Raw genomic sequence first — 26,805 nt, 5'->3', positions numbered from 1 at the left:
CCATGACCACCACCACCCTGAACAAGACCGCCGGCAGCGTCCTGCTGGCGCATACCCAATGCGCCACGGCGACGATTACCGTCGGTAGCGCGGTGGATGTCTCCACCAAGCTCGGACCTGCCACGGCGTACGTCAAAATGGGCCGGACCATCGCCAACGCGCTGACCAATAATGTCCGATTCCGGATTGACGGGTCCGCGAAAACCAGCGGAAACGACGAGTGGGCCCCCCTGTATGAATGGCAGTCGGCCAATGGGAGCACCGCCGCCAGCAAGACCACGCTGAACGACGCCGCGTGCGACGCCGGGGATACCTCATTCACCCTGACCAGCGCCACCGGCTTTACTGCCGGCGATTTGGTCTATCTGCGCGAGACGGGTACCCCGGCAAACAGCGAGTGGTGCCGTGCGAAATCGACGTCTTCGAATACGCTGAGCCTCGAAGAAGCGCTGACTCGTGGGCATACCAACGGGATCGATGTCACCGACCTGGCCGAGGTATTCGCCATTCCGTTCGATGTGTCCGGGCAAGTGCGGGTGCGGCTGGTCGTCGATACCGCCAGTGCCGCATCCGGGCAGACGGTGGATTGTATCGCCTGGCTGGTCACGGCGGACAGCGCCAATACCGCCTAGCATGCCGCTGATTCTCTCCACCAATCGCATCGTCCAACCCGTCGGTGCGGTCGGGATCAATCAACGTAATCCGCTGACGCGAGGACTGGTGTCGCTGATCTGTCCCGGCTGCGGGCTCAGAGACCTGGTCAGCGGACGGGTCGGGGCGTCGGCGGGGATTCGTCATGCGCTCACGTCCAAGGGAAAATCCTGGAGCCTGGACGGCACCGCTTCCACGGTGATCGACATGGGCGGAATGCCGCCCAATCTGCCCGACCTGAGCGGTACGTATACCCTGGCCGCGATCGTGATTCCGGACGGCACGTCTGCGGTCGGGCCTGTCATCCGGCTGTTCGATGGCACCAGAAACATCCAGATCGGCTATATCGTGAATAACGGATGGATGGGGATGCAATCGACCGTAAGCAACAGCTCCCGGGCAATATCCGTATCGTCGGCGTATGGCAAATTCCATACGTTCATCGGCAGCCATGCCAACGGCGCCGATATCGACACGCTTGTGAACGGGGAGATCCTCGGAAAGGCCGGTGCCGCGGGACCCTCTCTGACTACTGCCGGGTATTATCTCAACAACCCGGATATCACGGCGACTACTGCCAGGGTGCTGCTGGTTGCGATCTGGAACCGGTTTCTGACGGTTGGGGAGAAGCGCGCATTCACGCGCAACCCGTGGGATCTGTTCGAGAGTGCTGGTCTGTGGATCGATCAGCCGACCGAAGCTTCCGCCGGACTGGCGGGGTCCGCCACCGGGCAGGCATCCGCCTCTGGATCGCTGACCACCGGCATCCCACTTTCCGGGGCCGCGGTCGTGCAGGTCACGGGCAGCGGATCGCTGACCACCCAGATCCCGCTATCGGGCAGCGCCGCCTCGGTGTCGGTCGCGTCCGGCGTGTTGACCACCACCCTCCAGCTTTCCGGCGCCGCTCTCGCGCAGGCCGGCGCTACGGGCGCGCTGACCACGCAGATCCGACTGTCCGGAGCCGCCGTGATGCAGGCGCTGGCCAGTGCTGGACTCACCACGGCTCCGCAGGGATTATCCGGCGGAGCGATCGCTTCGGCGACCGCCACCGGCACGCTGACCACCGGCATTCCGATCGCCGGCAACGCCACCGCCTTCGTGACCGGCGCGGGCGGGCTGACGACGGCCATCCGGCTCTCCGGAGCCGCCGTGGCCGTCTGCAACGCCACTGGCGACCTGATCGTCAGCGGTGGCCTGTCCGCCGCCGCCGTCGCGCAGGTGATCGCCACTGGCACGCTGTCCACGCAGATCCGGTTATCGGCGGCGGCGGTCCTGTCGGCGCTGGCGATCGCTGTGCTGATGAGTGACTCGGGGATTGGCTGGATCGCCGACCCGAGATACCGCGCATCGGGGTTTACCAGGAGCTATCGGGCATGTCTTCCCTGAGATCGGCCTGGCCGGCGAAAGACCCGGAAGAAGCCCTCGTCGCCGAGTTCTACTACGCGAACGAGGTTCAGGCCGGCGAGACCATCACCGGCATGAGCGTGAGCTGCAGCGTGCTCTCCGGTGTCGACCCTGATCCGGCGGCGGTGCTCAACGGCACACCGACCATCAGCGGCAGCTCGGTGCTGCAGCCTTTCCACGCGGGCCTGGACGGCGTGAACTACCGGCTGCGCTGCGTCGCAACGTTTTCGAGCGGGCGAATCCTGGTACGCGCGGCGAGTTTACCGGTGCGGATGGCATGAGCGACGTGTACGACCGAGCGACGGAGCGCGCAGCCGAGATGCTGTTTGACTCGTTGTTCGAACAGCAGCGTCGGGCTGGTCTGACCGGCCGGACGGTTGAGGATTCGGCGCTGGTGTGCGTCAATTGCGGTGATCCGATCCCGGAATTACGCCGATCGGCCTACCCTGGGGTCACGCGATGCATCGACTGTCAACAATTTCAGGAAAGCAAAAGGCATGCTCGATGAACTGACGATGATCCGGAACTGGATCGATTTCTCTCTGCTGATCGTGGTGACTTGCCATACGGGTTTCACGATCTGGGACCGGAGAAACAAGGTGACGCAGGAGGCGATCGTGCAATTACGATCGACGGTGAACGCGGATATCGGGGCGTTGAGGAGTGCGATCAACACCGAGTTTGCCGCGGTTCGCGCAGATCTGGAAGGCCGGCGCAGGCGGGTGGATGATCACATGCAAGACATGAGGACAAGAATTTCAGACACCCCGACGCGTGTCGATCTGGCGCGATTGTACGAGGCGATTGGCAATGTATCGGATATCGCCAACCAGTTGAGCGGGACGGTGCATTCTCTGCAGAACACCATACAGATGATCAACCAATACTTGCTGGACAAGGGAACCCATGTTTGAACCGAAAATGGACTTCGCCGAACGGGTGCGCCAGGAATGTCGCCTCGAAACGCTGCGCTGCCTGGCCGATGCGCCGGAATATACGGCGACGGATGGGTTGTTGCATACGCACCTGGTCAGCCATGGGCTGAGCTGCTCGCATGCGGTGCTGCGCACGATTCTGGCCGGACTGAACGAATCGGGACTGGTCGTTACCCAGCGCGCTGGCGGCGAGCTGGGGGTGACGCTGGCGACGATCACCGAGAGCGGGCTGGACGTGGCCGCGGGGAGATCGATCGTGCCGGGAATCGCCAGACCGCTTCCGGGGAGATGAGATGGCCTCTCGATCGTCGGTATCGATGCTCCCGGAAGATGTCCGGGACGAACTGAATCGCCGCCTGGTGGAGTCGAATTTCAGCGGGTACGAAGGCTTGGCGAGGTGGTTGCGCGAGCAGGGATTCGAGATCAGCAAGAGTGCCATCCATCGCCACGGCTCCGCGCTGGAGGCGGATTTCGAGGATGCGATGGCCGACGTTCGGCGGACGCGGGCGCTTGCCCGGGCGGTGAAGAACGATGGCGACGAAGGCGAGGTGCTGGCAGCGACGAGTGGCATTCTGCAGGAGCAGCTGCTGCGCATCTCGATCGCCCTGCGCACGGCAGATTCGGACCCGGCCGAAGCGGCGAAGTCGATTTCGATGGTGGCACGGGCGCATTCGGACGTGGGCCGCCTGCAGGTGGCGCTGAGCAAATGGCAGGAGGAACTGAAAGCGAAGTGCCAGGCGGCGGCCGATGCCTGTGAACAAGCTGCGCGGCGGGGGGGGCTGACGCCCGATACCGTCGAGGTGATCCGCCGAGAGATTCTCGGGATTACGGCATGACCGGCCGTCCGGCCGGACGGCCAAGAATGCGGACCGCAGCTCCGGGGCCGGCCACGCCGGCCGTGTTGCTGCCGTATCAGCAGGCCTGGGTGGCGGATTCCGCCGAGGTGGCGGTCTGGGAGAAGTCCAGGCGGATCGGCGCGTCGTGGTGCGATGCGTCGCAAGCGGTGCTGACGGCGGCCGCCGAGGGCGGTCAGGACGCGCTGTACATCGGCTACAGCGAGGACATGACTCGGGAGTACGTCGACGACTGCGCGATGTGGGCAAAGGCATTTTCCTTCGCGGTGTCGTGGCTCGGGGAAGTGGTGTATGTAGACGAGGAACGCGACATCAAGGCATTCCGGATCGATTTCGCGTCGGGGAAAAAGATTCTGGCGCTGTCGAGCCGGCCGCGGTCGATTCGCGGCAAGCAGGGGCGGGTGACGATCGATGAGGCGGCGTTCCACGATGATCTGCCGGGGCTGATGAAGGCGGCACTGGCGATGCTGATCTGGGGCGGCAAGGTGCGCCTGCTGAGTTCGCATAACGGCGCCAGCAATCCGTTCAACGAGATCGTCGAGGACATCCGTGCGGGCCGGTTGGGGTATTCCCTGCATCGCACGACTTTCCGCGAGGCGGTGGCGCAGGGGCTGTATCAGCGGGTGGCGCTGATCCAGGGCGAGCGGCTCCAGGACAAGACGGAAGCGGCGTGGGTCGAGAAGATCTATGCGATGTACGGCGATACGGCGGCCGAGGAACTCGACGTGGTGCCGAGCGAGGGCGGCGGGGCGTTCCTTCCGCTGGCGCTGATCGAATCGCGCATGGTGCGCCCGGGTGAAGCCGGCCCGGCGTTGCTGCGGCGCCAGTTTGATCCGTCGTTCGGGCTGCTCCCGGAGCCGCAGCGGGCGCGCGATGTGCTGGAGTGGTGCAGGGAGGTGCTGGCGCCAGTGCTGGACGATCTGGATGCCGAGCGCTGGCACGGATTCGGGCTGGATTTCGCGCGGATCTCGGATCTGACGGTGCTGACGGTGATCGAGGAGGGGCAGGACCTGGTGCAGCGACCGAAAATCATTGTGGAACTGGGCAACGGTCCGTTCCGGCAGCAGGAGCAAGTGCTGTCGTTCGTCATCGATCGGGTGCCCAGGATGCGCCGCGGGGCGATGGATGCAGGCGGCAATGGGGCGGCGTTGGCCGAATTCGCGGCGGATCGCTACGGCGTTTCGCGCATCGAGCAGGTCAAGCTGTCCGAGGCGTTCTATCTGGCGGAAATGGCGAGGTTCAAGGCGTCGCTGGAGGATGCGACGCTCGACGGACTCCCCCGCGACGATGCCTGCCGGGATGATCTGCGGGCGCTCCGGCGAATCAACGGCGTGCCGAAGTTGCCCAGTGTGCCGACGCAACGAGCCGGGAATTCGTCCGGATCGACGCAACAGCGGCACGGGGACTTTGCGATTTCTCTCTTCCTGGGCAACTACGCATTGCGCTGCGAATCGCTGCCGGGCCGTTGCGACGGTTTCGAGTCGGTTCCCCGGCGCGGATGGGGAGACGCCGAGGAATCCTTCGTTCCTTCGAGGCACATGCTATGAGCAGAATTGTCGATCAGTACGGTTCTCCCATCGATGTGGGAATGCTGCGTGATCCGCAGACCAGCCGGATTCAGACGCTGGCCAACCCGTTCCTGGTGCCGATGCTCGGGGGAATCTCCCCGGCCAGCATCGCGAGCGTCTTGCGGTACGCCGATTCCGGGGATCTTTTTCATCAGCATCGCCTGTTTTCCGATATGGAGGAACGTGATGCGCACCTGATGGCGGAAATGAACAAGCGCAAAATGGCCCTGTTGGGGGTCAGTTGGGATATCGTTCCGCCGAGGAATGCGACCGCGTCGGAAAAATCCTCTGCTGCGTGGTGCAAGGAGGCGATCGAGGATGGGATGGACGATTTCGAGGACCTGCTGCTGGCGTGCATGGATGGCGTGGGACACGGTTTTGCTGCGATCGAGTTGGCTTGGAGCAAAGTGGGATCGGAGTTGTTGCCAAATTTCCATCCGCGGCCGCAGGAGTGGTTTCAGCTATCGCGCGACCGTTCGTCGATCGTTTTGAGAGATGGCGCAGCAGGGCAGGAATTGCTCCCGTTTGGCTGGATATTGCATCAGCACGGGAAGGCGAAAACCGGGTATCTGGGTCGCCTGGGATTGCATAGGGTGCTGGTTTGGCCGTTCTTGTACAAGAGCTACGCGATCGGGGACTTTGCGGAGTTTCTCGAAACGTATGGATTGCCGATGATCGTCGGAAAGTACTTTAACGGGGCTTCCGAGGCGGAGAAGTCGAGCTTGTTGGCCGCAGTGACGGCACTTGGACACGATGCGCGGGCGATCATGCCGGCGGATATGAGCGTCGAGCTGATGAAGGTCGCGGCGACCGCTGGCGACCAGATGCACTTGTCCATGATCGATTGGGCGGATAAATCGGTCAGCAAATGCCTCCTGGGCGCGACGCTGACCAGCCAGGCGGATGGGAAGACGTCGACGAATGCCCTGGGGAAGGTTCACGATTCGGTTCGACACGAAATCCTGGAGGCGGATGCCCGACAGGTGGCGGGGACCCTGACCTGCAATCTGGTGTATCCCTTGCTCTCGCTCAATCGAGGCGGGATCGATAACCTGCGGCGTTGTCCGCGGCTGGTATTCGATGTATCGCAGCCCGAGGATCTGGTCTCGTACGCGGATTCGCTTTCCAAGTTGGCGCCCATGATGGAGATTCCGGCCATCTGGGTGCGCGAGAAGCTGCATATTCCGGCGCCGCAAGAGGGAGAGGAGGTGCTCGTCGCGAAGCCGCCCGTTCTGGACGGCGGGGCGACGCCGGGCTTGTCCGCCGCCACCCGTGCCGCGCTCGCTGCGCAGTCGCCGCAGGTATCCGGGGATGGAGACCCGCCCCCCGCGATCGCGCTGGCCGATCGCCTCGCCATCGAGGCCGGAGACGCCTGGCAGGCGGTCATCGACCATCTGGAGTCGATCGTCCATGCCGCCAGCAGCCTCGAGGAGCTGCAACAAATGATCCTCACCGCCTACGCCGGCCTGCCGCTCGCCGATCTGCGTGCCGTCCTCGCGCAAGGATTGGCGGTGGCCGCGCTGGCCGGCATCGCCGATGTGCAGGAGGAGGCGACCAGGGATCGGCAGGGTCACGCGCAATGATCGGCCCTTCCGATCCGATGGCCTGGGCGAAGTTTCCGCGCAACCAGGTGACGATGGGCATGATCCGCGAAGGCGCTAAAAAGGACCGTCGGATCGGCGCAATTTACCGGGAGCACATCGCCGGCCGCGTTTGCGATGACCGCGGAAACCTGCTGAAATTCTGGGACGGCGCCACATGGCAGCCGGTCGAAAAAGGATGAGTACGTATCACCAGCCCTTCGCGGAGCAGCTCGAGTTCTTCCGGCGCAAGCTCAATCTTTCGACCCAGCGCTGGGATGACATTCTCGAAGCCGAGCACGACAAATCATTCATTGTCGCCGGCGCGCAGGCCGCCGACCTGCTCGCCGATCTTAATGCCGCCATCCTCAAAACCCGCGAAAGCGGCGTCGGACTGAACGTTTTCCGCAAGGATTTCAAGGAAATCGTGGCCCGCCACGGCTGGACCGGGTGGACCGGCGAGGGAAGCCAGGCAGGTGTTGCCTGGCGGACCAAGGTGATCTACCAGACCAATATGGCGACTAGCTATGCCGCCGGACAATACCAGCAGCTCACCAGCCCCGGTCTGCTCAAGATCCTGCCCTATTGGCAGTACAAGCACGCCGACGGCATCCTGCACCCGCGGCCGCTGCATCAGTCCTGGAACGGCCTGACGCTGTCGCATGATCACGAGTTCTGGAAGGCGCATTTTCCGCCTAACGGCTGGGGCTGCCACTGTCGAATCACGGCCGTCTCCAAGCGCGACTACCTGCGCGCCATCGCCGAAGGCCGTGGCCCGGCCAACGCGCCCGCCGCCGGGGATACAGAGGGCATCGACCGCGGCTTCGCCTATACCCCCGGCGCCAGCGTCGCCGACGAACTCAAGGCGCTGGTGACGGGCAAGGTGGCGACGCTTCCGGGACCGATCGGGCGGGCGCTGGCGGGGGATGCGGAGAGGCTCGCCGAACGCCGCACGCTCGACGACACCCTCGACCAGGCGGCCGAGCGCATCGCCGGAGCGCAGGTAGAACACCTGTTCGTTTTCAACGCCGCCGGCCAGCAGAGGCTGCACAAGACCGGCAATGCCAGTGCCGTCGAGCTTTCTCCGGACGAGCTGGAACAACTGCCGGGGCAGGTCTTGCTGCACAATCACCCCGGTGTTCCGCAGTCCTTTTCGGTGGAAGATGTGCACTTGGCCATCTGGCACGACCTGGCAGAAATGCACGTCGTCGACCGGCTCTATCGTTATCGCCTGGCGCGTCCGCCTGGCGAACTCTGGGGACCGGAGGTATGGGCGAAGATGCAGCCCCTATGGTCGTCCATCCAGGAAGAGGTCACTCAGCGACTCAATCACGCCAGGGAGAGCGGCATGATCCAGCAGGATCAGTACGACGTGCTGCGCGAGCACATGATCTGGACCGAGTTCAATGCAGCGCATAATATCGGCTACTCCCGCACACCCAGGACGACCCGATGAGCCCTGACAACGACGAAATCCCGAACCGCCTTGACGGCACGCGCAGCACTGAATCGACATCCGCCACCTGCCGCCATTGCCGGCACCTGGAATTGCCGAATCGCCGCACCTGCGCCGCCTTTCCCAAGGGCATCCCGGACGAACTGTGGTGGGCCTATCGCGGGCACCGCGAACCTTTTCCCGGCGACCAGGGAATCCAGTACGAAGAACGCCCGTTCGTCGACCACCCGGCTGCGTACTACGAGATTCCCGAGTTCCTGAAGAAGAATCCGGACCGGCCATGATCCAGATCACCCTCACCGACACCGGCGTCCACGCCGAGCTGACCCGCCTGTTGCGCCGCTTCCAGGATCCGACGCCAGCCCTGGATGCAATCGGTGTACGGATCGTCGATTTCACCAAGGATCGGTTTGAAGTCTCGCAGGATCCCTACGGCACCCCCTGGGAGCCGAACAAGGATTCGACGCTGCGCGCGATGCTGCACTCCAACACCCAGAATTTTACGCGCCGAGGCACCGTGTCGGCGCGGGGGGCAGAGCTTGCTGACCGGCAAGAAGCCGCTGATCGGCGAAGGCCAGCTCTCGACCCAGTTTCACCACAGCGTCCTCGGCCACGCCGTTGATGTCCGACCCTCGATGAACTACGCCGCCATGCAGCAGTTCGGCGGCACCAAGGCGCGGTTCCCGCACCTCTGGGGCGACATCCCGGCGCGCCCCTTTTTTCCGGACGCGCAGAGAGGTCTTCCCGCACCCCTTATCGAGCAGATCATCCTCGTTCTTCAGGACTATCTTGATTCTCGTGTGTGATTTTACCGGCTTTCATACCGTTCCCCTACGCGGAAGTTTTTTGCAAAGTTCATCCCGCCAAGCCCCACTTCATTCCGCCTCTTCCTGCATTTATCGCGCAATTCCCTCCTGATTTATCGTGCTCGTGCACACACAGAGAAAGGCGAGCCGATGACCGGCGCCAAACAGGTCTTCGTCGCAAGCACTTTGCAGGCGGGACGCGATTGCCTTGACCGCCAGCTCCTGGTCCATTGCGCCGAAATCGAGCAATTGCAGCTCCGTCGGTTCGCTGATGGCGCGAGATGCCTTGGCTTTGTCAGCAGGCTGGAGCCATGATTCACACAGTTTCAACCATGCGCTTGCCAGACAACTTTCAAGGAGCTGTGCCTTTTCATGGAGCACGTCTCGTGTGCCGTAATACAGCTCCCGCTGCAAGCGTCCAGTCGAGGCGTCGCCGCGGGCGAGGAGTTCCTCCTCGAGTCGGGGAAGCAATGAACGCAGGGCATCGCAAAGCTTTTGAGCCATCAGGTCGCGTGCCTTGACGAGGGTCTGGGGACGATCGAGCTCGGTGGTCGACCCCCGGGTTGCTTCGGGAAACCGGATTACGTTGTCAACGGGAACTAACATCGCCAATTCTCCTTGCCGCTAGGGCCAAAGCGCGGTGCCAAACCTGCTGGACGATAGCGCAGAAGCATGGATGACGCGGCAAGCAACCGCCTCGAAACCCGACGGGTCAATCTCGGGCAGAGAACTCATACAGGAGATTCGTGTGTTCGGATTTTGCTTCGGTTAGCTTGGTGGTCCCACCATCATCGATTTGCGTTTGGGCACCAAATAACACGCCTTCAATCTATAGCAAGAACTTTGATAAAGCAAGGCAGTTGCAAGGGTGTTCCCTTTTTCGGCGGATGGTTTCAGCCGCCGGCAGGCAGCCAAAAAAAGCCCGCACAAGGCGGGCTTTCCGAGAAGCTGCGAGGATGGATCAGCGATCGCCGTAGCTACGGCGGCCAGTGCTGGCGCCAGCACCGGATTTCGCGGAGTCGTGGTAGGACGGGCGTGCTGCGCCGTCGCGTCTCGGAGCGGACGGTTTGCTGAAGCGACTGTCGGCTTGTCCGGCGGGCTGACCAAAGTTGCGCTTCTCGCCACTCTTCCAGGCGGGTTTGCTGGTCGGACGAGGATTCGCCGAAGGGGCGCGACGCGTCGGCTCGTGACCGGCAACGACTTCGACCGGAATCATCTGCTTGGTGAAACGCTCGATCTTCCGGACGTTGAACTGCTCGGCGTGATGGACCAGCGAGATCGCCAGACCGCTGCGGCCGGCACGACCGGTACGGCCGATGCGATGCACATAGTCTTCGGCAGCCTTTGGCAGGTCGTAGTTGAAGACGTGCGTGATCGTTGGTACATCGATGCCGCGGGCGGCGACGTCGGTGGCGACGAGGATGCGCAACTGACCGCGACGCATCGCGGTGAGGGTGCGGTTGCGCGCACCCTGATGCATGTCACCATGCAGCGCCGCGGCATTTAGGCCGGCGACGTTGAGGCGATCGCTGACGGTATCGGCATCACGTTTGGTGGCGGTGAACACCAGCGCCTGGTCGATCGTGGCATCACGCAGCAGGTGGTCGAGCAGGCGGTTCTTGTGTGCCAGATCGTCGACGAAGTGCATCCGCTGTTCGATGTGGTCGTGCCTCGCCGAAGCTGCATCGACCTGGATGCGCAGCGCAGAGCGCGTCATGCGCTGCGCCATGTCGCCAACCATCCCGTCGAGCGTCGCCGAGAACAGCATCGTCTGGCGCGCGCTCGGCGTCGCGGCAACGATCCTTTCGATGTCCTCGATGAAACCCATGTCCAGCATGCGGTCGGCTTCGTCCAGGACCAGGATCTGCAACTGCGAGAAATCGATCTTGCCGGAACTCATGTGGTCGATCAAACGACCCGGCGTGGCCACCAGGATCTCGGGGTTGCGGCCGAGGAGTTCCATCTGCTTCGGGTACGGCATGCCACCGAGGATGGCTACTGCTCGCACCTGGTGAAGCTGGCGGCCGTATTTTTCGGTGGCGGCGGTGACCTGCAGCGCGAGTTCGCGGGTTGGTGTCAGTACCAGCATGCGCGGCTGCGCCGGCTGGAAACGATGGCGATCATGGCCGCGGGCGGGCCCTGGGCGGCGCTCCGGAGCGTTGGTGCGGGCCGTCGCCGGGCGTTGCTGCGAGGCAAAGAGATGTAGTGCCGGCAACATGAAGGCGGCGGTCTTGCCGGAACCGGTCTGCGAGGAAACCATCAGGTCGCGGCCGGCAAGGGCGGCGGGAATGGCTTGTTGCTGAACTGCTGTCGGTTCGCTGTAGCCGGAATCGGTGAGTGCTTTGAGGATGGCCGGGTGGAGGCCGATTTCTGCAAAATTCATTTTTTCTTTCGTGTGGATGCGCTGCGCACTGCCGTAACGGCATAGCGCGCTGCTAAAGCAAAAAGGCAACGCCAACCAACGAAAAAGCTGAGACACAGACTCTGTTCGATGCACAGGAGTCAGCACCCATCAGCAAAAGCTTTGTGCCAGAACGGCGCTGAATGAATCGACACCAGAAGGCAGGGGGCTTGAGAGTTACGGCCAGGTTCGCGATGCTCGTCGCACGCCGCAGGCGTGGCTGCGTCGTGCGGCGCGCATTATAGCACTCGGCGGCTTGCCGTCCAGTTTTCTTTGCCGTGTTGACGATGATGCCGGCCTTGCTGCGGCTTGCTCAAGTCACCGGTACCGACAAGGCCTGCCTGACTGCCGCGACGCGTGCTGCGTGCAGGCGTGCAGCAATCTGTGTGCGGTCGGGACAGGCACGCGCGATTGCCGCCGCGTTTACGCTGTGCACCGCCAGCAGCGCCTGTCGGAAAAGATCCGGAGCCGGGTAGGGGCGCTCCTGCCAGCCGAGGCGGCCATGAAAATCGCAGGCGCAGGCTTCGAGCAGTTGTTCGAAGCGGCCGGGCCGGCGCAGGGCGTCGGTATTTTCCAGAAGCCTGACGATCGTCGCCGCCGTCAGCTCGTGAGCACGGTGCACTTTGCCATGGTAGCGTGCTACCAGCAGTGCCAGATCACGACAGTCCACCGGTACCTTGAGGCGCGCACAGACTTCGCCAGCCAGTTCGACGCTGCGTTCCTCATGACCGGGATGGCGCGGCAAATCGGTCTCGGGTGTGCTGCCCTTGCCCAGATCGTGCAGCAGCGCTGCCCAGCGGACCGGCAGGGCGCAAGCGCGCTGCGCCGACTGATCGACGACCATCAGCACATGCACGCCGGTATCGACTTCCGGATGGTAGTCGGCGCGCTGCGCGACCCCGAAGAGACGGTCGAGTTCCGGCAGCAGGCGGAGCAGTGCGCCGCCGGCGCGCAGGACTTCGAACATGCGCGACGGGCGGACTTCCATCAGGCCCTTGGCGAGTTCCTGCCAGACGCGTTCGGCAACTAGATGGTCGAGCTCGCCGCAGGCAACCATGCTGCGGATCAGCGCCAGGGTTTCCGGGGCGACCGTAAACTCGGGAAAACGTGCGGCAAAGCGCGCCAGGCGAAGAACGCGCACCGGGTCTTCGGTGAAAGCCGGGCCGACATGACGCAGGACTTGCGCAGCGAGGTCGTCGATGCCGCGATAGGGGTCGATCAGCGAACCGTCGGCAGCGCGCGCGATGGCGTTGATGGTCAGGTCGCGGCGCGCCAGATCCTCGCTCAGGGTGACCTCGGGGGCAGTATGAAAGGCAAAGCCCTGGTAGCCGTGACCGGTCTTGCGCTCGGTGCGCGCCAGCGCATATTCTGCATGTGAATGCGGGTGCAGGAAGACCGGGAAATCCTTGCCCACCGGCTTGAAACCGCGTGCCAGCATCTCCTCGGCGGTGGCACCAACGACCACGTAATCGCGATCCTGGACCGGTAAGCCCAGCAGCTCGTCGCGAATCGCACCGCCAACGGCGAAGATCTGCATGCTTGCCGCGACTCGTGCTTAAATCATTGGCTCAGCGACCGGCACGGTAGCGAAAGCGGTCGAGACGTAGCTGGACTATCTCGTTGGGCGAGAGATAGCCGGGCGCCACGGCTTCGAGGGCTTCCGGATGCCAGCCGGGATAGTCGTGCGTGCCATCGCTGACGCTATCGACTTCCATCGAGCGCAGGTTGTCGGGCGACAGCGGCGGATTCGGCAGCAGCCACATCAGACCGGCCTGCAGGTACGCCCAGCCACCGCTCCCGAGATCGATGATCCTCGGGGATTTGCCGACCAGTTGAGCGGTGTACTCGACCAGTTCGCGCAGGCTGTAGACCTTCGGTCCACAGAGCTCGTAAGTCTTGCCAACAGACGCGCCATTACCCAGGCAGTCGGTGAAAACGCTTGCGACGTCGCCGACATAGACTGGCTGGAAGCGCGCCGTGCCACCGCCAAGCGGCAGGATCGGGAACAGCCTGATGAGCTTGGCGAACATGTTGAGAAAGGCGTCATCCGGTCCGAAGATGACCGAAGGACGAAACACCGTGATTTCCAGTTCCTGCATGGCGGCGTGGACGATCGCTTCGCCCTCGCCTTTCGAACGGAGATACTCCGATGGCGCGTTGGTGGCGGCCTTGAGCGCGCTCATGTGTACCAGGCGGCGAACGCCGCTTTGCCGCATCGCGGCGACGATCTTTCTCGGCAGGTCGACATGCGCTGCAGCAAAACTCTTGCCATACGGCAGGCGCGAATCATGATCGTGGAGAATGCCGACGAGGTTGATGACCGCATCCTGACCGCGCATCAACCGGACGAGTGCCTGTGGGTCGTGCACATTGGCCTCGACCATGCTGATCGTCGGCAGCATGGTCAGCTTTTTGGTGTTGTCACGATGGCGGGTTGGTATGGTCACCCGGATACCACGTTCCGAAAGGCGGCTGGCAATCCAACCGCCGACAAAACCACTCCCGCCGATCAACAACACGTTCTCGAGTTCCATAGTGTCCTACCGGTAAATTGAATGTCAGAAAACCGTCATTTTAGGGCAAATCGTCGATCCTCGCCTCGCCACCTGTGCGCGGCGCAATCACGCCAAGCCGGTTCTTGAGGGTTTGCGGTTTGCCATCGAAGAGGGCCGCGTAATAAACGGAATTGCTCATCACCTTCTTTACGTAGTCGCGGGTTTCGCTGAAGGGAATGGTTTCGGCATAGATGGCGCCTTCCATCGGCCGCTCGGCACGCCACCTGCGCGCCCGACCGGGGCCGGCGTTGTAGGCGGCCGAGGCGAGCACCGGGTGATTGTCGAGGCTTTCGAGGACCAGGCGCATGTAGGTGGTGCCGAGCAGCACATTGGTTTCGGTATCGTTGACCCTGGCCGGCTGGAAATCCTTGAGACCGATCTTGTTGGCCACCCATTTGGCGGTCGCCGGCATCAGTTGCATCAGCCCGGAAGCGCCGACGTTCGATCTGGCGCTGCTGATGAAACGGCTTTCCTGGCGCATCAGGCCATACACCCAGGCGTCATCGAGCGCCTGGTTTCGCGCGGCCGGCCGAACCTGGTCGCCGTAGGGCGCCAGATAGCGTAGCGAGTAGTCGTGTTCATTGCGAGTGCGGTCGGCGGCGGCAATCGCACGGTCATAATTGCCCGCGCGCACGGCGATTTCGGAGGCCGCCAGCAGTTCCCGATCGCTCATGCTGCGCAGAGCCCAACTCCATTCCTTGCTGCCCTCGCTGCGCAGGTTGAGGCGAAAGAAGGTCTGCGCACGCCGCACGCCGGGAATGGCACTGACTTGCGCCAGCTCTTCCCGGCTCGGCGGTGATGCCTTGGGCGGGGTCATGGTGCTGCGGCCGAGTTCATCGTTGGCCAGGCTGCCGTAGAAGTCGGGTTGTCCGGCGATCTTCGCGAACAGCGTGTTGGCGTCTTCCAGGCGTCCGCCGGCGCGGTACGCGCGACCCAGCCAGTACACCCAGGCAGGTTGCGCGGCCAGCGCCGGCGGCATCCTTTCGATGCTGGCGCGAACGCTGCCCCAGTCCTGCACGCGCAGCGCAGCGCGCACCTTCCACTCGGCGGCCTCGTCGGAAAGGGGTGCGTCGCCGGCCTGCCGGTACCACTCCATGGCTTCCGGCAGATGCCGTTGTGCCGCCTGCAAGCCGATCTGACTCCATGCCCAGGCCTTTTCCCCAGACTTCATCGATCCCCCGATTTTCTCGAGTTGATCGGCGGCCATCCGCGGATCATTGCGGGCAAGGCGCTGGATCGCCAGTGCCGCCAGCTCGCGCTGCCCGCGACTACCCGAGAAATCGCCCGGCAATCGCCCCAGCCAGGGGAGTGGCGTGTCGACGACCGTCTGTGCCAGCTTCTTTTCCGGCATCTGGCTGGCGGGCAGGTAATTCATCGTGTACAGGGCGGCTGCGATCTTGTTGGCCTCGAACTGGCGGCGAATGCGCGCCCATACCGCATCGGCCAGCACCCGCTTGTCGATGATCAGCGCTTCGAGGACCGGGTAGCAGGGTTCGGGTGGTTCGAGCAGGGTCAGCCAGAGCGGCAGGGCATCGTCGAGGACGCGCGCGTCGCCCTGCGCGCGCCGACTCTGCAGCGCCTGGCAGGCGAGTTCCTGGTTGGCTTGCGCCAGGCGCGGATACTCGCTGTCAAAGAGCGACCATTGCTGTTTTCTGGCGAGCTGGCGGAGCCAGTCAGTGCGCAGTTTCTCGGCGATGTAGCTGTTTTCGTGGCGGCTGAGGAAGGCCTGCACAGTCGCCGGCTCGCTGTCCTTGAGGTCCGGGAGAAGCTGCCAGTATTCGACGTAGGCTTCGAGTTCATGGTCCTGCAGCAAAGGCGCCAGACGTTCCAGTTTGGCCCGGTCGCCGGCGCGTGCAGCGTCGCGCGCGGCCAGGAACTGCTCGTCGGGCGTCAGCGCGAAGGCCAGGGTGGGTGCCAAAAACAGGGGGGATGAGGACGAGCAGGATCGACTGAGGGAACTTCATGATAAGCTGGGTTTCTCGAAACACACTGCATTTGAGCATATCACATGGCTGCCGGGTTGATGCCGGGAATCGTTGCCGACCGGCGTGCGCTGCGCAAGCTGCTGATCGAGCGTCGGCTGGCCTTGCCGGCCGACGCCTGGGATGGCCATTGCCGGCACATCCGTGCGCTCCTGCAAGCCGGTTTTCCACAGTTCTCGGGAATGCGCGTCGGTTTCTGCTGGCCGTTCAGGAAGGAGCCCGACCTCAGGCCGCTGATCGAAAGCTGGGTCGGCGATGGTCGGCAAGGCTTCGCGGCGCTGCTGCCGGTGGTGATCGATGAAAACCGGGCGCTGGCCTTTCGCGCCTGGTCGCCAGACACGGCGATGGTCATCGACCAGCATGGCATCCCGGCGCCGGCGGCAGGTGATTTCCTGATCCCGCAAGCCTTGCTGATCCCGGTGAATGGCTTCGATGCCGCCGGCCATCGTATCGGCTACGGCGGCGGCTACTTCGATCGCACGCTGGCTTCGCTCTCGCCGCGTCCGCTTGCGGTTGGTGTCGGTTTTGAACTGGCCCGGCTGGAGTCGATCCACCCCGAGCCGCACGATCAGCCGCTCGACGTGATGGTCACCGAAGCCGGAATCTTCTTCCCCTCGCCAGGCGCCGCAATGCCTCGATCGGCAGTATGACTTGTGCGCGGAAGGGTGAGGTCGTTCATTTGAACATGCTGATCAAATCTTCCCGCAGGTCGCAATACTCGTCATCCCGCAGTCCCAGATGATCGAGTACGCGTGCGCCGATCATTCCCCAGCGGCTGTTGCCGCGCATGAAAAAGTAGTCGTCCTGAAAATGCTCGGCCATGGCGTTGATTGCGATCAGGGTCAGTGCCTGCGGGTTGACGCTGTCCTTGTCGTCAAAGACCAGGGGATCATGATGGTAGAGAATGCCTTCGCAGATCGCCTCGGGCAGGAACCAGCCCTTGGCCACCAGATAGCCAACGGTCGCATGGTCGGTCGCGTGCCGCTCATCTTCCACGGCGGTCGATGGCCGGCTGCTGTCCTTGTCCGCCAGCGCCAGCGTCTGCCGGTAATCCGGGAATTTCTGCATCAGGATCGGAATGCCCACGTCGTGGAACAGTCCGAAGCAGTAGGCGTCGTCGCGAGGCCCCCTGGGGATGGTCGATGCGATGTAACTGGCAATGCCGGCAACTTTTTCGGCGCTGTCCCAGAAACGTTCCAGCGACGGTTCCTTGCCCCCCACGGCAGCCCTCAACACCCAGTCCGGTGACGATTTGCGCAGCGGCTTTCATGCCCAGCAGGCTCACCGCCTGAGCAACCGAGCTGATTTTTCTGGACAGGCCGAAGAAAGGAGAATTCACCGTTTGTAGCACGGCCGCCGAGAGGCCGACGTCGCCGCTGATCAGACGCACGATGACCCGCGGGGCCGGGTCGTCTTTCTTGAGTTCGTTCTGGAGATGGAGCAGTGCCTGCGGTCTGGCTGGAATCACGATTCCCTTCAGGGTTTTTTCGATCATCTCGGCTGGGATCAACTTCGCCATTTTTTCCTTCTCCGAGCAGGTGCATTTTTGATGGATCAACAAGGTACTCCACTCCGCTGTGCTCAGCAATGCCACGCACCGATGCCGCCCGCCCCCGTTTGCATTGCGGCAAAGCCGAAGCCAGCACAGCGCGCCCGTTATAATCAGGGCTGCCTTGTCGGGAAACCCTTCGCCATGTCCGATCTGCTCGCCCATCTCAACGCGCCACAACTTGCCGCCGTCACGCTGCCAGCGCAACATGCCCTGATTCTTGCCGGTGCCGGCAGCGGCAAGACGCGCGTCCTGACCACGCGCATCGCCTGGCTGATCTCGACCGGGCAGGTCGGGCCGCAGGGCATCCTGGCGGTGACCTTCACCAACAAGGCGGCAAAGGAAATGCAGTCGCGACTCGCGGCGATGCTGCCGATCAACACCCGCGGCATGTGGATCGGCACTTTTCACGGTCTCTGCAATCGCCTCCTGCGCGCGCACTACCGCGAGGCCGGGCTGCCCGCGCAGTTTCAGATTCTCGATGCGGCGGACCAGTTGGCAGCGATCAAACGCCTGCTGAAGAACCTCAATGTGGACGACCAGAAGTTTCCGCCACGCGAGCTGATGCACTTCATCAACGCGCACAAGGAACAGGGCCTCCGCGCCGCCCAGGCCGAAGCGTACGACGCATTCACCAGCCGCCGGGTCGAGCTGTATACCGAATATGAGGCGCAGTGTCGGCGCGAAGGGGTGGTCGACTTCGCCGAACTGTTGCTGCGCTCGTACGAACTGCTGCAACGCAACGAGCCGCTCTGCCAGCATTATCAGGCGCGTTTTCGGCATATCCTGGTCGATGAATTCCAGGACACCAACCGCCTCCAGTATGCCTGGCTGAAGCTGCTCGCCGGACGCGGCAGCGTCATTCCGGAAAGCAGTGCTGCCTGTCTGTTCGCGGTCGGCGACGACGACCAGTCGATCTACGCTTTCCGCGGTGCCGAGATCGGCAATATGCGCGACCTGCAGCGCGAATTCGCGTTGCCGAACGTGATTCGGCTCGAACAGAATTACCGCTCGCATGGCAATATCCTCGACGCCGCCAATGCCCTGATCCAGCAGAATCGCGGTCGGCTGGGCAAGAAGCTATGGACCGAAGCCGGCGCTGGCGAACCGATCCGTGTCTTTGAGGCGTATTCGGATGTCGACGAGGCGCGTTTCATCGTCGAAGAGCTGTCCGAACTCGTCCGCGAAGGTGTTGGACGCCATCAGATCGCCCTGCTGTATCGCTCCAACGCACAGTCACGCGTCCTCGAGCACCATTTGTTCACGCAGGGAATACCCTATCGCGTACATGGCGGCCTGCGCTTCTTCGACCGGCAGGAGATCAAGCATGCGCTGGCCTACCTGCGCTTGATCGCCAACCCCGATGACGATACGGCTTTTACACGGGTGGTCAACTTTCCGACGCGCGGGATCGGCGGTCGCAGTATCGAAGCATTGCAGGATGCGGCACAGCAGACGAATTCCAGCCTCTACAACGCGGCCGCGAGCCTCGCCGGCAAGGCCGGGAGCGCGGTGGCCCGATTCGTTCGCCTGATCGAGACACTGCGCAGCGAAACCCGCGATCTTCCCCTGCCGGTAGTGATCGATCAGTTGATTGACAAGAGCGGTCTGCGCCAGCATTACCTGGCCGACAAGGAAGGCCAGGACCGACTCGAGAACCTCGATGAACTGATCAACGCCGCAACTGCGTTCCTGCACGAAGAGAGTGGCTCGCCAAGTGATTCGTCGAGTGACGGCGAAGTGGCGCCGGATGGCGGTCCGCTCGCTTCCTTTCTTGCGCACGCCTCGTTGGAGGCCGGCGAGCATCAGGCCGGCGAAGGCGAGGAGGCGGTGCAGTTGATGACCGTGCATGCTGCCAAGGGACTCGAGTTCGATGTGGTCTTCATCACCGGCCTCGAACAGGGTCTTTTTCCGCACGAGAACGCGGCGCAGGAGCGCGACGGCCTGGAGGAGGAAAGACGGCTGATGTACGTTGCCCTGACGCGTGCCCGCCGCCGTCTCTATCTGAGCCACGCGCAGACGCGCCTGCTGCACGGGCAGACGCGCTACTGCCTGCCTTCGTCCTTTCTCGAAGAACTGCCGGCAACGCTGTTGCGCAGGATCAACCGCGGCGGCGGCCAAGTTTCTGCCCGCCCGACCGGCAGCCCCGGCGGGGAGGCGCAGACCGCAGTCGGCGGTCTGCGGATCGGCCAGAACGTGCGCCATGCCCGGTTCGGTGCCGGGGTCATCGTGGCCACCGAAGGGTCGGGGTCCGAAGCACGCGTGCAGGTCAACTTTGGTGCCGGCGGCATGAAGTGGCTGGCGCTCAAGTACGCCCGGCTGACGCCGGCCTGACGGGCGCGCAGTGGGGAGAGCGGTGGATATCTGGCCTCTTTGCCCACCGATTGTGTGGATAAGTCTGTGGAACACCGGTCGCTTAGGGGGTCAAATGGCAGCCCGCAAGGGCTTTTTTGCACTTGCCTAAGAAGCGGGCGCCACACTAGACTGTCGCGTTACGTCAAATGAGGAGATCGCCATGCCATTTGCCATTCGTATGCACCGCACCGGTGGCCCCGATGTGATGTGTTGGGAAGAGCTTGAAGTCGCCGAACCGGCGCCTGGAGAGGCGCGCGTACGCCATCAGGCCGTCGGCCTCAACTACATCGACATCTATCATCGCAGCGGTCTTTACCCGCTGCAGTTGCCGAACGGTCTCGGCCTGGAAGCTGCGGGCGTCGTCGAAGCGGTCGGCGCCGGCGTCAGCGAGCTGCGCCCCGGCGATCGCGTCGCTTACGCCGGGGGTCCGGTCGGCGCCTATAGCCAGGTCCGCTGCCTGCCCGCCGACCGTCTGCTGAAGTTGCCGGATGCGATCGATTTTCGCACCGCGGCGGCGATGATGTTGCAGGGTCTGACCAGCGCCTATCTGCTGCGCCGCACCTATCGCGTCCAGGCCGGTGACAGCGTGCTGATTCATGCGGCTGCCGGCGGTGTCGGTCTGATCGCTTGCCAGTGGGCCAAGGCGCTCGGTGCAACGGTGATCGGTACGGTGTCGACCGCGGCCAAGGCGGCGCTGGCCGCCGCGCATGGCTGCGATCACGTCATCGACTATACACGCGAGGACTTTGCCCGCCGGGTCCGTGAAATCACCGTCGGCGAGGGCGTGGCCGTGGTCTATGACGGGGTCGGCAAGGATACCTTTGCCGGTTCGCTCGACAGCCTGCGCACCTGTGGGATGCTGGTCAGCTTCGGCAATGCCTCCGGTCCGGTGCCGCCCTTCGACCCACTGTTGCTGTCGCAGAAGGGTTCGCTGTTTCTGACCCGGCCGACACTGATGCATTACACGGCCAAGCGCGAGGATCTGCTCGCGCTCGGCGCCCAACTGTTCGACGTGGTCGGTAGCGGGCAGGTGAAAATCGAGGTCCACCAGACTTACCCCCTGGCAGAAGTGGCACAGGCACATCGTGACCTCGAAGCGCGCAAACATAGCGGATCGACCATCCTGCTGCCCTGATGCAGCATTTGCGCGCCCGGCTGATTGCCCTGCGCTATTTGCTGGCGACGGCCTGGCCGATCGTCCTGATCACGGCGATCGGTCTGGCCGTCGCCTACCAGTTCGTCGCGCCCGAGCCGCCCCGACGCATCACCATCACCACCGGCAGCGACACCGGTGCCTACTATGCCTATGCCCAGCGCTACGCCGTCCTGCTGGCTGCCAAAGGCGTCACGCTCGACATCCGGACCTCTGCGGGTTCGCACCAGAACCTCGAACGTATCGAAAAGGGTGAGGCCGACATCGCCTTCGTGCAGGGCGGCATTGTGTCACCAGCCGTTGGCGAGGACGAAGAAGAAGGTCCGCTGCGTTCACTGGGCAGCGTTTCCTACGAACCGGTGTGGGTGTTCTATCGCGGAGAACGACGTGTCGACAAACTGCACCAATTGGCGGGTCAGCGGATCGCCGTTGGTGAGGAGGGCAGCGGTATTCGCGGGCTCGCGCTGAGCTTGCTGGAGGCCAACGAGATCCCGGCCAACAGCCCCAACCTTTTGCCGATTGCCGGCCTGACCGCCGCCGAAGCCCTGCAGCAGGGGCAGATTGATGCTGCCTTCATCGTTGCCGCCCAGGAAGCGCCGGTCGTGCAGGTGATGCTGCGTTCGCCGGGCCTGCGGGTGGTCAGCCTGAGCCAGGCCGAAGCCTATCTGCGCCGTTTTCCGTTCCTCTCGAAGATCGTGCTGCCGCGTGGGGTCGTCGATCTGGTGCGCGATGTACCGCCACGCGATACCCTGCTGCTGGCGACGACGGCCAATATCATCGTTCGTGACGACCTGCATCCGGCGTTGGCGAGTCTGCTGCTGCAGGCGATGAGCGAGGTCAACGGCAAGGGAGGCTTTTTCCAGCGTGCCGGCGAATTCCCGGCCTACAAGGACCACAGCTTTCCGCTATCGAAAGATGCCGAGCACTACTACAAGTCGGGGCCTCCGTTTCTGCAGGTGTATCTGCCTTTCTGGCTGGCGGTGCTGGTCGAGCGCCTGTTCGTGATGATCCTGCCATTGTTGATGTTGTCGCTACCGCTGTTGAAATTCGCGCCGGCGATCTATAGCTGGCGTGTGCGCTCGAAAATCTTTCGCTACTACGGTGATCTGAAGTTCCTAGAAAACGATCTGCGTCATCACTATGACCCGGCTTGCCACCAGCAGTACGTGGGCCATCTCGATCGTATCGACGAAGGGGCTAGTGCGCTGAATATTCCACTGGCCTTCAGCGATCTGCTTTACACTTTGCGCGAGCACATCAATCTGGTGCGTGATGAGCTTCGCCGGCTTGCCACCAACCATGACAAGGACAATAAACAATGAAATCCTTCCTGATTGCGAATCCCAAGGGCGGGTCGGGCAAGTCGACGCTGGCCATCAATCTGGCCGGTCATCTCGCACGCAGTGGCCAGCGTGTGATGCTCGGTGACGTCGATCGTCAGCAGTCGTCGCGGGAATGGCTGCGTTTGCGGCCATCGATCCTGCCACAGATTCGGAGTTGGGAGATCGAGCCCGGAAAAACCGCCAAACCACCGAAGGGCACCACGCATGTGATTCTCGACACGCCCGCTGGTTTGCACGGCAAAGCGCTCGACACCGTCGTCAAACAGGTCAATCGGGTCATCGTTCCGCTGCAGCCCTCGCTGTTCGACATTCTTGCGACAGGCCATTTCCTGGAGACGCTGCTGGCCGAGAAAGCGATCCGCAACGAACAGGCTTTCGTTGCCGTGGTCGGCATGCGCGTCGATCCGCGTACCCGCTCTGCCGCCGAGCTGGAGCGCTTTCTCGCGAAGTACGACCTGCCGGTCCTCACCCATCTGCGCAGTACGCAGCTCTACGTGCAGACAACGATGCACGGGATGACCATGTTCGACCTTTCGGCATCCCGTGCAGCGAAGGATCTGGAGCAATGGCAGGCGATCATCGACTGGGTGAACAGTTAGCACACCGATTGCCTGATCGATCCGGGTCAGGCCAGCAATTCAGCAGTGCGACAGCGCAACGACTGCCGGCAGCATAGCGATCATCGCGTTTGTCGTTTCGCCTCGGGGTAAAATGGCCGGATGCCTGAAGCCCCGTTCATCCACCTCCGCCTGCACAGCGAGTATTCGATCACCGACGGCATCGTCCGTCTTGCCGATGCGGTTGCCCGTGCTGCCCGCTACGGCATGCCGGCACTGGCGCTGACGGACCTCGCGAACCTCTTCGGTCTGGTCAAGTTCTATACCTCGGCGCGCAGTCAGGGGATCAAGCCGCTGCTCGGCAGCGATGTCTGGATTGCCAACGACAGCGACCCCGACCGCCCCTATCGTCTGCTGCTGCTCTGTCGCTCGCGGCAGGGCTATCTGCAGCTCTGCGAGCTGTTGTCGCGCGCCTACCTGGCGCCGCGGGTGCGTGGGCGGGCCGAAATCACGCGCCGGATGCTGCAGGAAATCGGTGTCGATGGGTTGATCGCTCTCTCGGGTGCCGCTGCCGGCGACGTCGGCGAAGCCCTTTTACAGGGCAACCACGAACAGGCTGCGAAGCGCGCGCGCCGCTGGGAGCAACTGTTCCCTGCTGCCTTCTACCTCGAAGTGCAGCGCTATGGCCAGGCGCAGCAGGAGTCGCTGGTCGCCGTCACCGCCGATCTGGCGGCCGATCTTGAACTGCCGCTGGTTGCCACGCATCCGATCCAGTTTCTCGAACGCGAAGACTTCAAGGCGCACGAGGCAAGGGTGTGCATTGCCGAGGGTTATATGCTCGGTGATCCGCGCCGCCCAAGCCTGTATACCGAGGAGCAGTATTTCAAGTCGCCCGACGAAATGGTCGAGTTGTTTGCGGATCTTCCCGAAGCGCTCGAGAACTCGGTGGAGATCGCCAAGCGCTGCAATCTGCAGATCATTCTCGGCAAGAGCTACCTGCCGGCTTTTCCGACCCCGGACGGGGTGACGCTCGACGATTATCTCCGCCAGGAGGCAGTTGCCGGCCTTGAGCTGCGCCTGCAGCAGCTTTTTCCTGACCCGGTCGAACGTCTCGCAGAGCGCCCGGCCTACGACGCTCGCCTGCAGCTCGAGACCGACACCATCGTACAGATGGGATTCCCCGGCTACTTCCTGATCGTTGCCGATTTCATCAACTGGGCCAAGCACAACGGCTGTCCGGTGGGGCCGGGCCGCGGATCGGGTGCGGGTTCGGTCGTCGCCTACGCTTTGGGGATTACCGACCTCGATCCCTTGCGCTACGCGCTGCTCTTCGAACGTTTTCTCAACCCCGAACGGGTGTCGATGCCCGACTTCGACATCGACTTCTGTCAGGACAACCGCTGGCGGGTGATCGAGTACGTGCGCCAGAAGTACGGGGCAGCAGCGGTCTCGCAGATCGTCACTTTCGGCACCATGTCGTCGAAAGCGGTGATTCGTGACGTCGGCCGCGTCCTCGATCTGCCGTACAACTTCTGTGACCAGCTTTCCAAACTCATCCCGGTCGAGACCAACAAGCCGCTGTCGCTGGCCAAGGCGATCGTCGCCGAGCCGCAATTGAAGGCCAGGATCGACGACGAGGAAGAGGTCCGCAATCTCTTCGATCTGGCCGCACGCCTCGAAGATCTGACGCGCAATGTCGGCATGCACGCCGGCGGCGTGCTGATTGCGCCCGGCAAACTCACCGACTTCTGCCCGGTCTATTCGGCCGACGGCGGCGGTTCGGTGGTTTCCCAGTACGACAAGGACGATGTCGAGAAGGTCGGGCTGGTGAAGTTCGACTTTCTGGGTCTGCGCAACCTGACGATCATCAAGCTGGCGCTCGACTACGTCGAGAAACTCAGTGGCCAGCGTCCCGATCTGACTGCGCTTTCCTTCGACGATCCGCTCGCCTATCAGATTCTCAAGGACGGCAATACCACCGCGATTTTCCAGGTTGAATCGGAGGGCATGAAGAAACTGGTCCGGAAGCTCGCTCCCGATCGCTTCGAGGACATCATCGCGGTGCTCGCGCTGTACCGGCCGGGACCGCTCGGTTCCGGAATGGTCGACGACTTCATCCTGCGCAAGAAGGGCCAGCAGAAGATCGACTATTACATCGACGATCTGAAGGTCTGCCTCGAACCGACCTATGGGGTCATCGTCTATCAGGAACAGGTGATGCAGATCGCGCAGATCATCGGCGGCTATACGCTCGGCGCCGCCGATCTGTTGCGGCGTGCGATGGGCAAGAAGAAGGCCGAAGAGATGGCCCTGCACCGCGACCTGATGCGCGAAGGGGCGAGGAAGAAGGGTTACGACGAAAAGCTGGCGATGCAGCTTTTCGACCTGATGGAGAAATTCGCCGAGTACGGCTTCAACAAGTCGCACACTGCCGCCTACGCCGTCGTCACCTACCACACCGCCTGGCTGAAGGCACACCATTGCGCCGCCTTCATGGCGGCCACGCTGTCGTCGGACATGGACGTCACCGACACGGTGAAGATCGTTCATGACGACGCCATCGCCAATGGCCTGCGCATCCTCGGGCCGGATGTGAATGCCTCCGAATACCGCTTCACGCCGGTGGACCGCAGCACGATTCGTTACGGTCTCGGCGCCGTCAAGGGAACCGGCGAACAGGCGGTGAACGCGATCCTGAGGGCGCGCGAGGCCGGCGGTCCGTTCAAGGATCTGTTCGATTTCTGTCGACGCGCCGACAAACGCCTGGTCAACCGTCGCACCATCGAAGCCCTGATTCGTGCCGGCGGTTTCGATTCGCTCGACAGGCATCGCGCGCGTCTGCTGGCTTCGGTCGGCATCGCCATGGAAGCCGCCGAACAGGCCGAGCGCAACGCCATGCAGGTCAGCCTGTTCGACCTCTTCGATGCCGGCGAGCAGAGGGACGAACTGGGCCCGAGGTATGTCGAAGTGCCACGCTGGAGTGAGCGACAGCAGCTCAACGAAGAGAAGCTGGCGCTTGGTTTCTACTTCTCCGGCCATCCCTTTCATGGCGTTCAGGCCGAGGTGTCGCACTTCGTGCGCAAGCCGCTGGCCGCGCTCGAAGCGAGGAAGGAAACGCAGTGGCTCGCCGGCCTGGTGGTCGGCGTCCGCAGCAAATTCACGGCACGTGGCAAGATGGCCTTCATCCAGCTCGACGACGGCACCAGCGCACTCGAAGTCTCGGTGTTCAACGAACTGCTCGAAGCCGAACGTGCCAAGATCAGGGAAGACGAGGTGCTGATCATCGAAGGCCGCGTCCAGCGCGATGATTTCGCCGGCGAAGGCCGCGTCAAAATCGTTGCCGAACGTCTGTTGACGCTCGCCGAAGCGCGCGGCCGTTTTGCCCGTCATCTGCGCCTGTCGCTCAACGGCCAGGCCAGCGGCAGCAACGCGCGCACCGCCGTACACCGCCTGCAAACCCTGCTGGCGCCTTACACTCCCGGCGATTGCCCGGTGCGGCTGGCGTATCGAAACGGGAACGCGACCTGCGAACTGGCTTTCGGCGACGCCAACCGGGTTCGCCTCGAAGACGACCTGCTGACAGCGATACGCGAATGGTTGGGGAGCGACAATGTCAGCGTGGACTACGCGTGAAGGGATGGTCGCGTAGCGCCGGC

The 26,805-nt window shown here is 63.1% G+C and carries 26 protein-coding genes and 1 pseudogene; 20 read left to right on the top strand and 7 right to left on the bottom strand.

The window, feature by feature from the left end:
• Positions 1-2: 2 nt before the first annotated feature.
• The 14 genes from E4Q08_RS08285 to E4Q08_RS24545 are packed head-to-tail and all read left to right on the top strand — an operon-like array spanning position 3 to position 9,254.
• Complete coding sequence (locus tag E4Q08_RS08285) at positions 3-632, top strand: hypothetical protein (RefSeq protein ID WP_169070027.1); 630 nt, start codon at positions 3-5, stop codon at positions 630-632.
• Between the two features lies 1 nt (position 633).
• Positions 634-2,037: a hypothetical protein gene (locus E4Q08_RS08280; RefSeq protein WP_169070026.1), complete on the top strand. Its 1,404-nt coding sequence runs from the start codon at positions 634-636 to the stop codon at positions 2,035-2,037.
• Entirely contained in the window at positions 2,025-2,336 is a 312-nt protein-coding gene (locus E4Q08_RS08275) for a phage fiber-tail adaptor protein (protein WP_169070025.1), read from the top strand. The genes E4Q08_RS08280 and E4Q08_RS08275 overlap by 13 nt, the downstream gene beginning before the upstream one ends.
• Positions 2,333-2,563, top strand: a complete 231-nt coding sequence (locus tag E4Q08_RS08270; protein WP_169070024.1) for a TraR/DksA C4-type zinc finger protein — start codon at positions 2,333-2,335, stop codon at positions 2,561-2,563. Before E4Q08_RS08275 ends, E4Q08_RS08270 begins: the two co-directional genes overlap by 4 nt.
• Complete coding sequence (locus tag E4Q08_RS08265; protein ID WP_169070023.1) at positions 2,553-2,969, top strand: hypothetical protein; 417 nt, start codon at positions 2,553-2,555, stop codon at positions 2,967-2,969. The genes E4Q08_RS08270 and E4Q08_RS08265 overlap by 11 nt, the downstream gene beginning before the upstream one ends.
• Positions 2,962-3,282, top strand: coding sequence for a VpaChn25_0724 family phage protein (locus E4Q08_RS08260; protein ID WP_169070022.1), 321 nt, complete (start codon positions 2,962-2,964; stop codon positions 3,280-3,282). The genes E4Q08_RS08265 and E4Q08_RS08260 overlap by 8 nt, the downstream gene beginning before the upstream one ends.
• A gap of 1 nt (position 3,283) precedes the next feature.
• Positions 3,284-3,826: a DUF3486 family protein gene (locus E4Q08_RS08255; RefSeq protein ID WP_169070021.1), complete on the top strand. Its 543-nt coding sequence runs from the start codon at positions 3,284-3,286 to the stop codon at positions 3,824-3,826.
• On the top strand, positions 3,823-5,391 hold the full coding sequence (locus E4Q08_RS08250; RefSeq protein WP_211203358.1) for a hypothetical protein: 1,569 nt from the start codon (positions 3,823-3,825) through the stop codon (positions 5,389-5,391). The genes E4Q08_RS08255 and E4Q08_RS08250 overlap by 4 nt, the downstream gene beginning before the upstream one ends.
• Positions 5,388-6,995, top strand: a complete 1,608-nt coding sequence (locus E4Q08_RS08245) for a DUF935 domain-containing protein (protein ID WP_211203357.1) — start codon at positions 5,388-5,390, stop codon at positions 6,993-6,995. The genes E4Q08_RS08250 and E4Q08_RS08245 overlap by 4 nt, the downstream gene beginning before the upstream one ends.
• Positions 6,992-7,195, top strand: coding sequence for a hypothetical protein (locus E4Q08_RS08240; RefSeq protein WP_169070020.1), 204 nt, complete (start codon positions 6,992-6,994; stop codon positions 7,193-7,195). The genes E4Q08_RS08245 and E4Q08_RS08240 overlap by 4 nt, the downstream gene beginning before the upstream one ends.
• Positions 7,192-8,448, top strand: a complete 1,257-nt coding sequence (locus tag E4Q08_RS08235; protein WP_169070019.1) for a phage head morphogenesis protein — start codon at positions 7,192-7,194, stop codon at positions 8,446-8,448. The genes E4Q08_RS08240 and E4Q08_RS08235 overlap by 4 nt, the downstream gene beginning before the upstream one ends.
• Positions 8,445-8,732, top strand: coding sequence for a hypothetical protein (locus E4Q08_RS08230; protein WP_169069980.1), 288 nt, complete (start codon positions 8,445-8,447; stop codon positions 8,730-8,732). The genes E4Q08_RS08235 and E4Q08_RS08230 overlap by 4 nt, the downstream gene beginning before the upstream one ends.
• A complete protein-coding gene (locus tag E4Q08_RS08225; protein ID WP_169070018.1) occupies positions 8,729-9,070 on the top strand; it encodes a phage virion morphogenesis family protein in 342 nt (113 codons plus the stop codon). Before E4Q08_RS08230 ends, E4Q08_RS08225 begins: the two co-directional genes overlap by 4 nt.
• 13 nt (positions 9,071-9,083) lie before the next feature.
• On the top strand, positions 9,084-9,254 hold the full coding sequence (locus tag E4Q08_RS24545; RefSeq protein WP_248594777.1) for a phage virion morphogenesis protein: 171 nt from the start codon (positions 9,084-9,086) through the stop codon (positions 9,252-9,254).
• 90 nt (positions 9,255-9,344) lie between these two features.
• On the opposite strand, the gene E4Q08_RS08215 is transcribed toward E4Q08_RS24545, so the two are convergent.
• From E4Q08_RS08215 to E4Q08_RS08195, 5 genes are all read right to left on the bottom strand, one after another.
• Entirely contained in the window at positions 9,345-9,860 is a 516-nt protein-coding gene (locus tag E4Q08_RS08215; RefSeq protein WP_248594789.1) for a DUF1631 family protein, read from the bottom strand.
• A gap of 355 nt (positions 9,861-10,215) precedes the next feature.
• Positions 10,216-11,637, bottom strand: a complete 1,422-nt coding sequence (locus E4Q08_RS08210; protein WP_169070016.1) for a DEAD/DEAH box helicase — start codon at positions 11,635-11,637, stop codon at positions 10,216-10,218.
• Positions 11,638-11,968: 331 nt separating this feature from the next.
• Positions 11,969-13,192, bottom strand: a complete 1,224-nt coding sequence (locus E4Q08_RS08205) for a multifunctional CCA addition/repair protein (protein ID WP_169070015.1) — start codon at positions 13,190-13,192, stop codon at positions 11,969-11,971.
• Positions 13,193-13,223: 31 nt separating this feature from the next.
• Positions 13,224-14,189: a complex I NDUFA9 subunit family protein gene (locus tag E4Q08_RS08200; RefSeq protein ID WP_169070014.1), complete on the bottom strand. Its 966-nt coding sequence runs from the start codon at positions 14,187-14,189 to the stop codon at positions 13,224-13,226.
• A 40-nt stretch (positions 14,190-14,229) separates the two neighbouring features.
• On the bottom strand, positions 14,230-16,128 hold the full coding sequence (locus E4Q08_RS08195) for a lytic transglycosylase domain-containing protein (RefSeq protein ID WP_248594776.1): 1,899 nt from the start codon (positions 16,126-16,128) through the stop codon (positions 14,230-14,232).
• 90 nt (positions 16,129-16,218) lie between these two features.
• On the opposite strand from E4Q08_RS08195, the gene E4Q08_RS08190 reads away from it, so the two are divergent.
• A complete protein-coding gene (locus tag E4Q08_RS08190; protein WP_169070013.1) occupies positions 16,219-16,842 on the top strand; it encodes a 5-formyltetrahydrofolate cyclo-ligase in 624 nt (207 codons plus the stop codon).
• Positions 16,843-16,867: 25 nt separating this feature from the next.
• On the opposite strand, the gene E4Q08_RS24540 is transcribed toward E4Q08_RS08190, so the two are convergent.
• Both E4Q08_RS24540 and E4Q08_RS26040 read right to left on the bottom strand, forming a co-directional pair.
• Positions 16,868-17,413 carry an HDOD domain-containing protein gene (locus E4Q08_RS24540; protein ID WP_308240087.1) on the bottom strand — a complete coding sequence of 182 codons (546 nt, stop codon included), beginning with the start codon at positions 17,411-17,413 and terminating at the stop codon, positions 16,868-16,870.
• 16 nt (positions 17,414-17,429) lie between these two features.
• Positions 17,430-17,687, bottom strand: a pseudogene (locus E4Q08_RS26040) (HDOD domain-containing protein); the annotation flags it as partial.
• A gap of 198 nt (positions 17,688-17,885) precedes the next feature.
• On the opposite strand from E4Q08_RS26040, the gene E4Q08_RS08180 reads away from it, so the two are divergent.
• From E4Q08_RS08180 to dnaE, 5 genes are all read left to right on the top strand, one after another.
• Positions 17,886-20,075: a UvrD-helicase domain-containing protein gene (locus tag E4Q08_RS08180; RefSeq protein ID WP_169070011.1), complete on the top strand. Its 2,190-nt coding sequence runs from the start codon at positions 17,886-17,888 to the stop codon at positions 20,073-20,075.
• 181 nt (positions 20,076-20,256) lie between these two features.
• The gene (locus tag E4Q08_RS08175; RefSeq protein WP_169070010.1) at positions 20,257-21,231 is read left to right on the top strand and encodes a quinone oxidoreductase family protein; all 975 of its coding nucleotides are present in this window, start codon (positions 20,257-20,259) and stop codon (positions 21,229-21,231) included.
• Positions 21,231-22,571 (top strand): TAXI family TRAP transporter solute-binding subunit, encoded by a 1,341-nt coding sequence (locus E4Q08_RS08170; RefSeq protein WP_169070009.1) that lies wholly within the window; start codon positions 21,231-21,233, stop codon positions 22,569-22,571. The genes E4Q08_RS08175 and E4Q08_RS08170 overlap by 1 nt, the downstream gene beginning before the upstream one ends.
• The gene (locus tag E4Q08_RS08165; protein WP_034909855.1) at positions 22,568-23,191 is read left to right on the top strand and encodes a nucleotide-binding protein; all 624 of its coding nucleotides are present in this window, start codon (positions 22,568-22,570) and stop codon (positions 23,189-23,191) included. The genes E4Q08_RS08170 and E4Q08_RS08165 overlap by 4 nt, the downstream gene beginning before the upstream one ends.
• A 120-nt stretch (positions 23,192-23,311) precedes the next feature.
• Entirely contained in the window at positions 23,312-26,782 is a 3,471-nt protein-coding gene (dnaE, locus tag E4Q08_RS08160) for a DNA polymerase III subunit alpha (RefSeq protein WP_169070008.1), read from the top strand.
• Positions 26,783-26,805 lie beyond the last annotated feature (23 nt).

It is taken from the genome of Candidatus Accumulibacter contiguus (genome assembly GCF_012940005.1).
GTDB classification, from domain to species: Bacteria; Pseudomonadota; Gammaproteobacteria; order Burkholderiales; family Rhodocyclaceae; genus Accumulibacter; species Accumulibacter contiguus.
This window is presented reverse-complemented; position numbering and strand designations above follow the sequence as displayed.

Excerpts from the sequence above, each read along its gene's own strand:
- E4Q08_RS08285 (WP_169070027.1), top strand. The coding sequence starts at position 3 with ATGACCACCACCACCCTGAACAAGACCGCCGGCAGCGTCCTGCTGGCG.
- E4Q08_RS08280 (WP_169070026.1), top strand. The coding sequence starts at position 634 with ATGCCGCTGATTCTCTCCACCAATCGCATCGTCCAACCCGTCGGTGCG.
- E4Q08_RS08275 (WP_169070025.1), top strand. The coding sequence starts at position 2,025 with ATGTCTTCCCTGAGATCGGCCTGGCCGGCGAAAGACCCGGAAGAAGCC.
- E4Q08_RS08270 (WP_169070024.1), top strand. The coding sequence starts at position 2,333 with ATGAGCGACGTGTACGACCGAGCGACGGAGCGCGCAGCCGAGATGCTG.
- E4Q08_RS08265 (WP_169070023.1), top strand. The coding sequence starts at position 2,553 with ATGCTCGATGAACTGACGATGATCCGGAACTGGATCGATTTCTCTCTG.
- E4Q08_RS08260 (WP_169070022.1), top strand. The coding sequence starts at position 2,962 with ATGTTTGAACCGAAAATGGACTTCGCCGAACGGGTGCGCCAGGAATGT.
- E4Q08_RS08255 (WP_169070021.1), top strand. The coding sequence starts at position 3,284 with ATGGCCTCTCGATCGTCGGTATCGATGCTCCCGGAAGATGTCCGGGAC.
- E4Q08_RS08250 (WP_211203358.1), top strand. The coding sequence starts at position 3,823 with ATGACCGGCCGTCCGGCCGGACGGCCAAGAATGCGGACCGCAGCTCCG.
- E4Q08_RS08245 (WP_211203357.1), top strand. The coding sequence starts at position 5,388 with ATGAGCAGAATTGTCGATCAGTACGGTTCTCCCATCGATGTGGGAATG.
- E4Q08_RS08240 (WP_169070020.1), top strand. The coding sequence starts at position 6,992 with ATGATCGGCCCTTCCGATCCGATGGCCTGGGCGAAGTTTCCGCGCAAC.
- E4Q08_RS08235 (WP_169070019.1), top strand. The coding sequence starts at position 7,192 with ATGAGTACGTATCACCAGCCCTTCGCGGAGCAGCTCGAGTTCTTCCGG.
- E4Q08_RS08230 (WP_169069980.1), top strand. The coding sequence starts at position 8,445 with ATGAGCCCTGACAACGACGAAATCCCGAACCGCCTTGACGGCACGCGC.
- E4Q08_RS08225 (WP_169070018.1), top strand. The coding sequence starts at position 8,729 with ATGATCCAGATCACCCTCACCGACACCGGCGTCCACGCCGAGCTGACC.
- E4Q08_RS24545 (WP_248594777.1), top strand. The coding sequence starts at position 9,084 with ATGAACTACGCCGCCATGCAGCAGTTCGGCGGCACCAAGGCGCGGTTC.
- E4Q08_RS08215 (WP_248594789.1), bottom strand. The coding sequence starts at position 9,860 with ATGTTAGTTCCCGTTGACAACGTAATCCGGTTTCCCGAAGCAACCCGG.
- E4Q08_RS08210 (WP_169070016.1), bottom strand. The coding sequence starts at position 11,637 with ATGAATTTTGCAGAAATCGGCCTCCACCCGGCCATCCTCAAAGCACTC.
- E4Q08_RS08205 (WP_169070015.1), bottom strand. The coding sequence starts at position 13,192 with ATGCAGATCTTCGCCGTTGGCGGTGCGATTCGCGACGAGCTGCTGGGC.
- E4Q08_RS08200 (WP_169070014.1), bottom strand. The coding sequence starts at position 14,189 with ATGGAACTCGAGAACGTGTTGTTGATCGGCGGGAGTGGTTTTGTCGGC.
- E4Q08_RS08190 (WP_169070013.1), top strand. The coding sequence starts at position 16,219 with ATGGCTGCCGGGTTGATGCCGGGAATCGTTGCCGACCGGCGTGCGCTG.
- E4Q08_RS08180 (WP_169070011.1), top strand. The coding sequence starts at position 17,886 with ATGTCCGATCTGCTCGCCCATCTCAACGCGCCACAACTTGCCGCCGTC.
- E4Q08_RS08175 (WP_169070010.1), top strand. The coding sequence starts at position 20,257 with ATGCCATTTGCCATTCGTATGCACCGCACCGGTGGCCCCGATGTGATG.
- E4Q08_RS08170 (WP_169070009.1), top strand. The coding sequence starts at position 21,231 with ATGCAGCATTTGCGCGCCCGGCTGATTGCCCTGCGCTATTTGCTGGCG.
- E4Q08_RS08165 (WP_034909855.1), top strand. The coding sequence starts at position 22,568 with ATGAAATCCTTCCTGATTGCGAATCCCAAGGGCGGGTCGGGCAAGTCG.
- dnaE (WP_169070008.1), top strand. The coding sequence starts at position 23,312 with ATGCCTGAAGCCCCGTTCATCCACCTCCGCCTGCACAGCGAGTATTCG.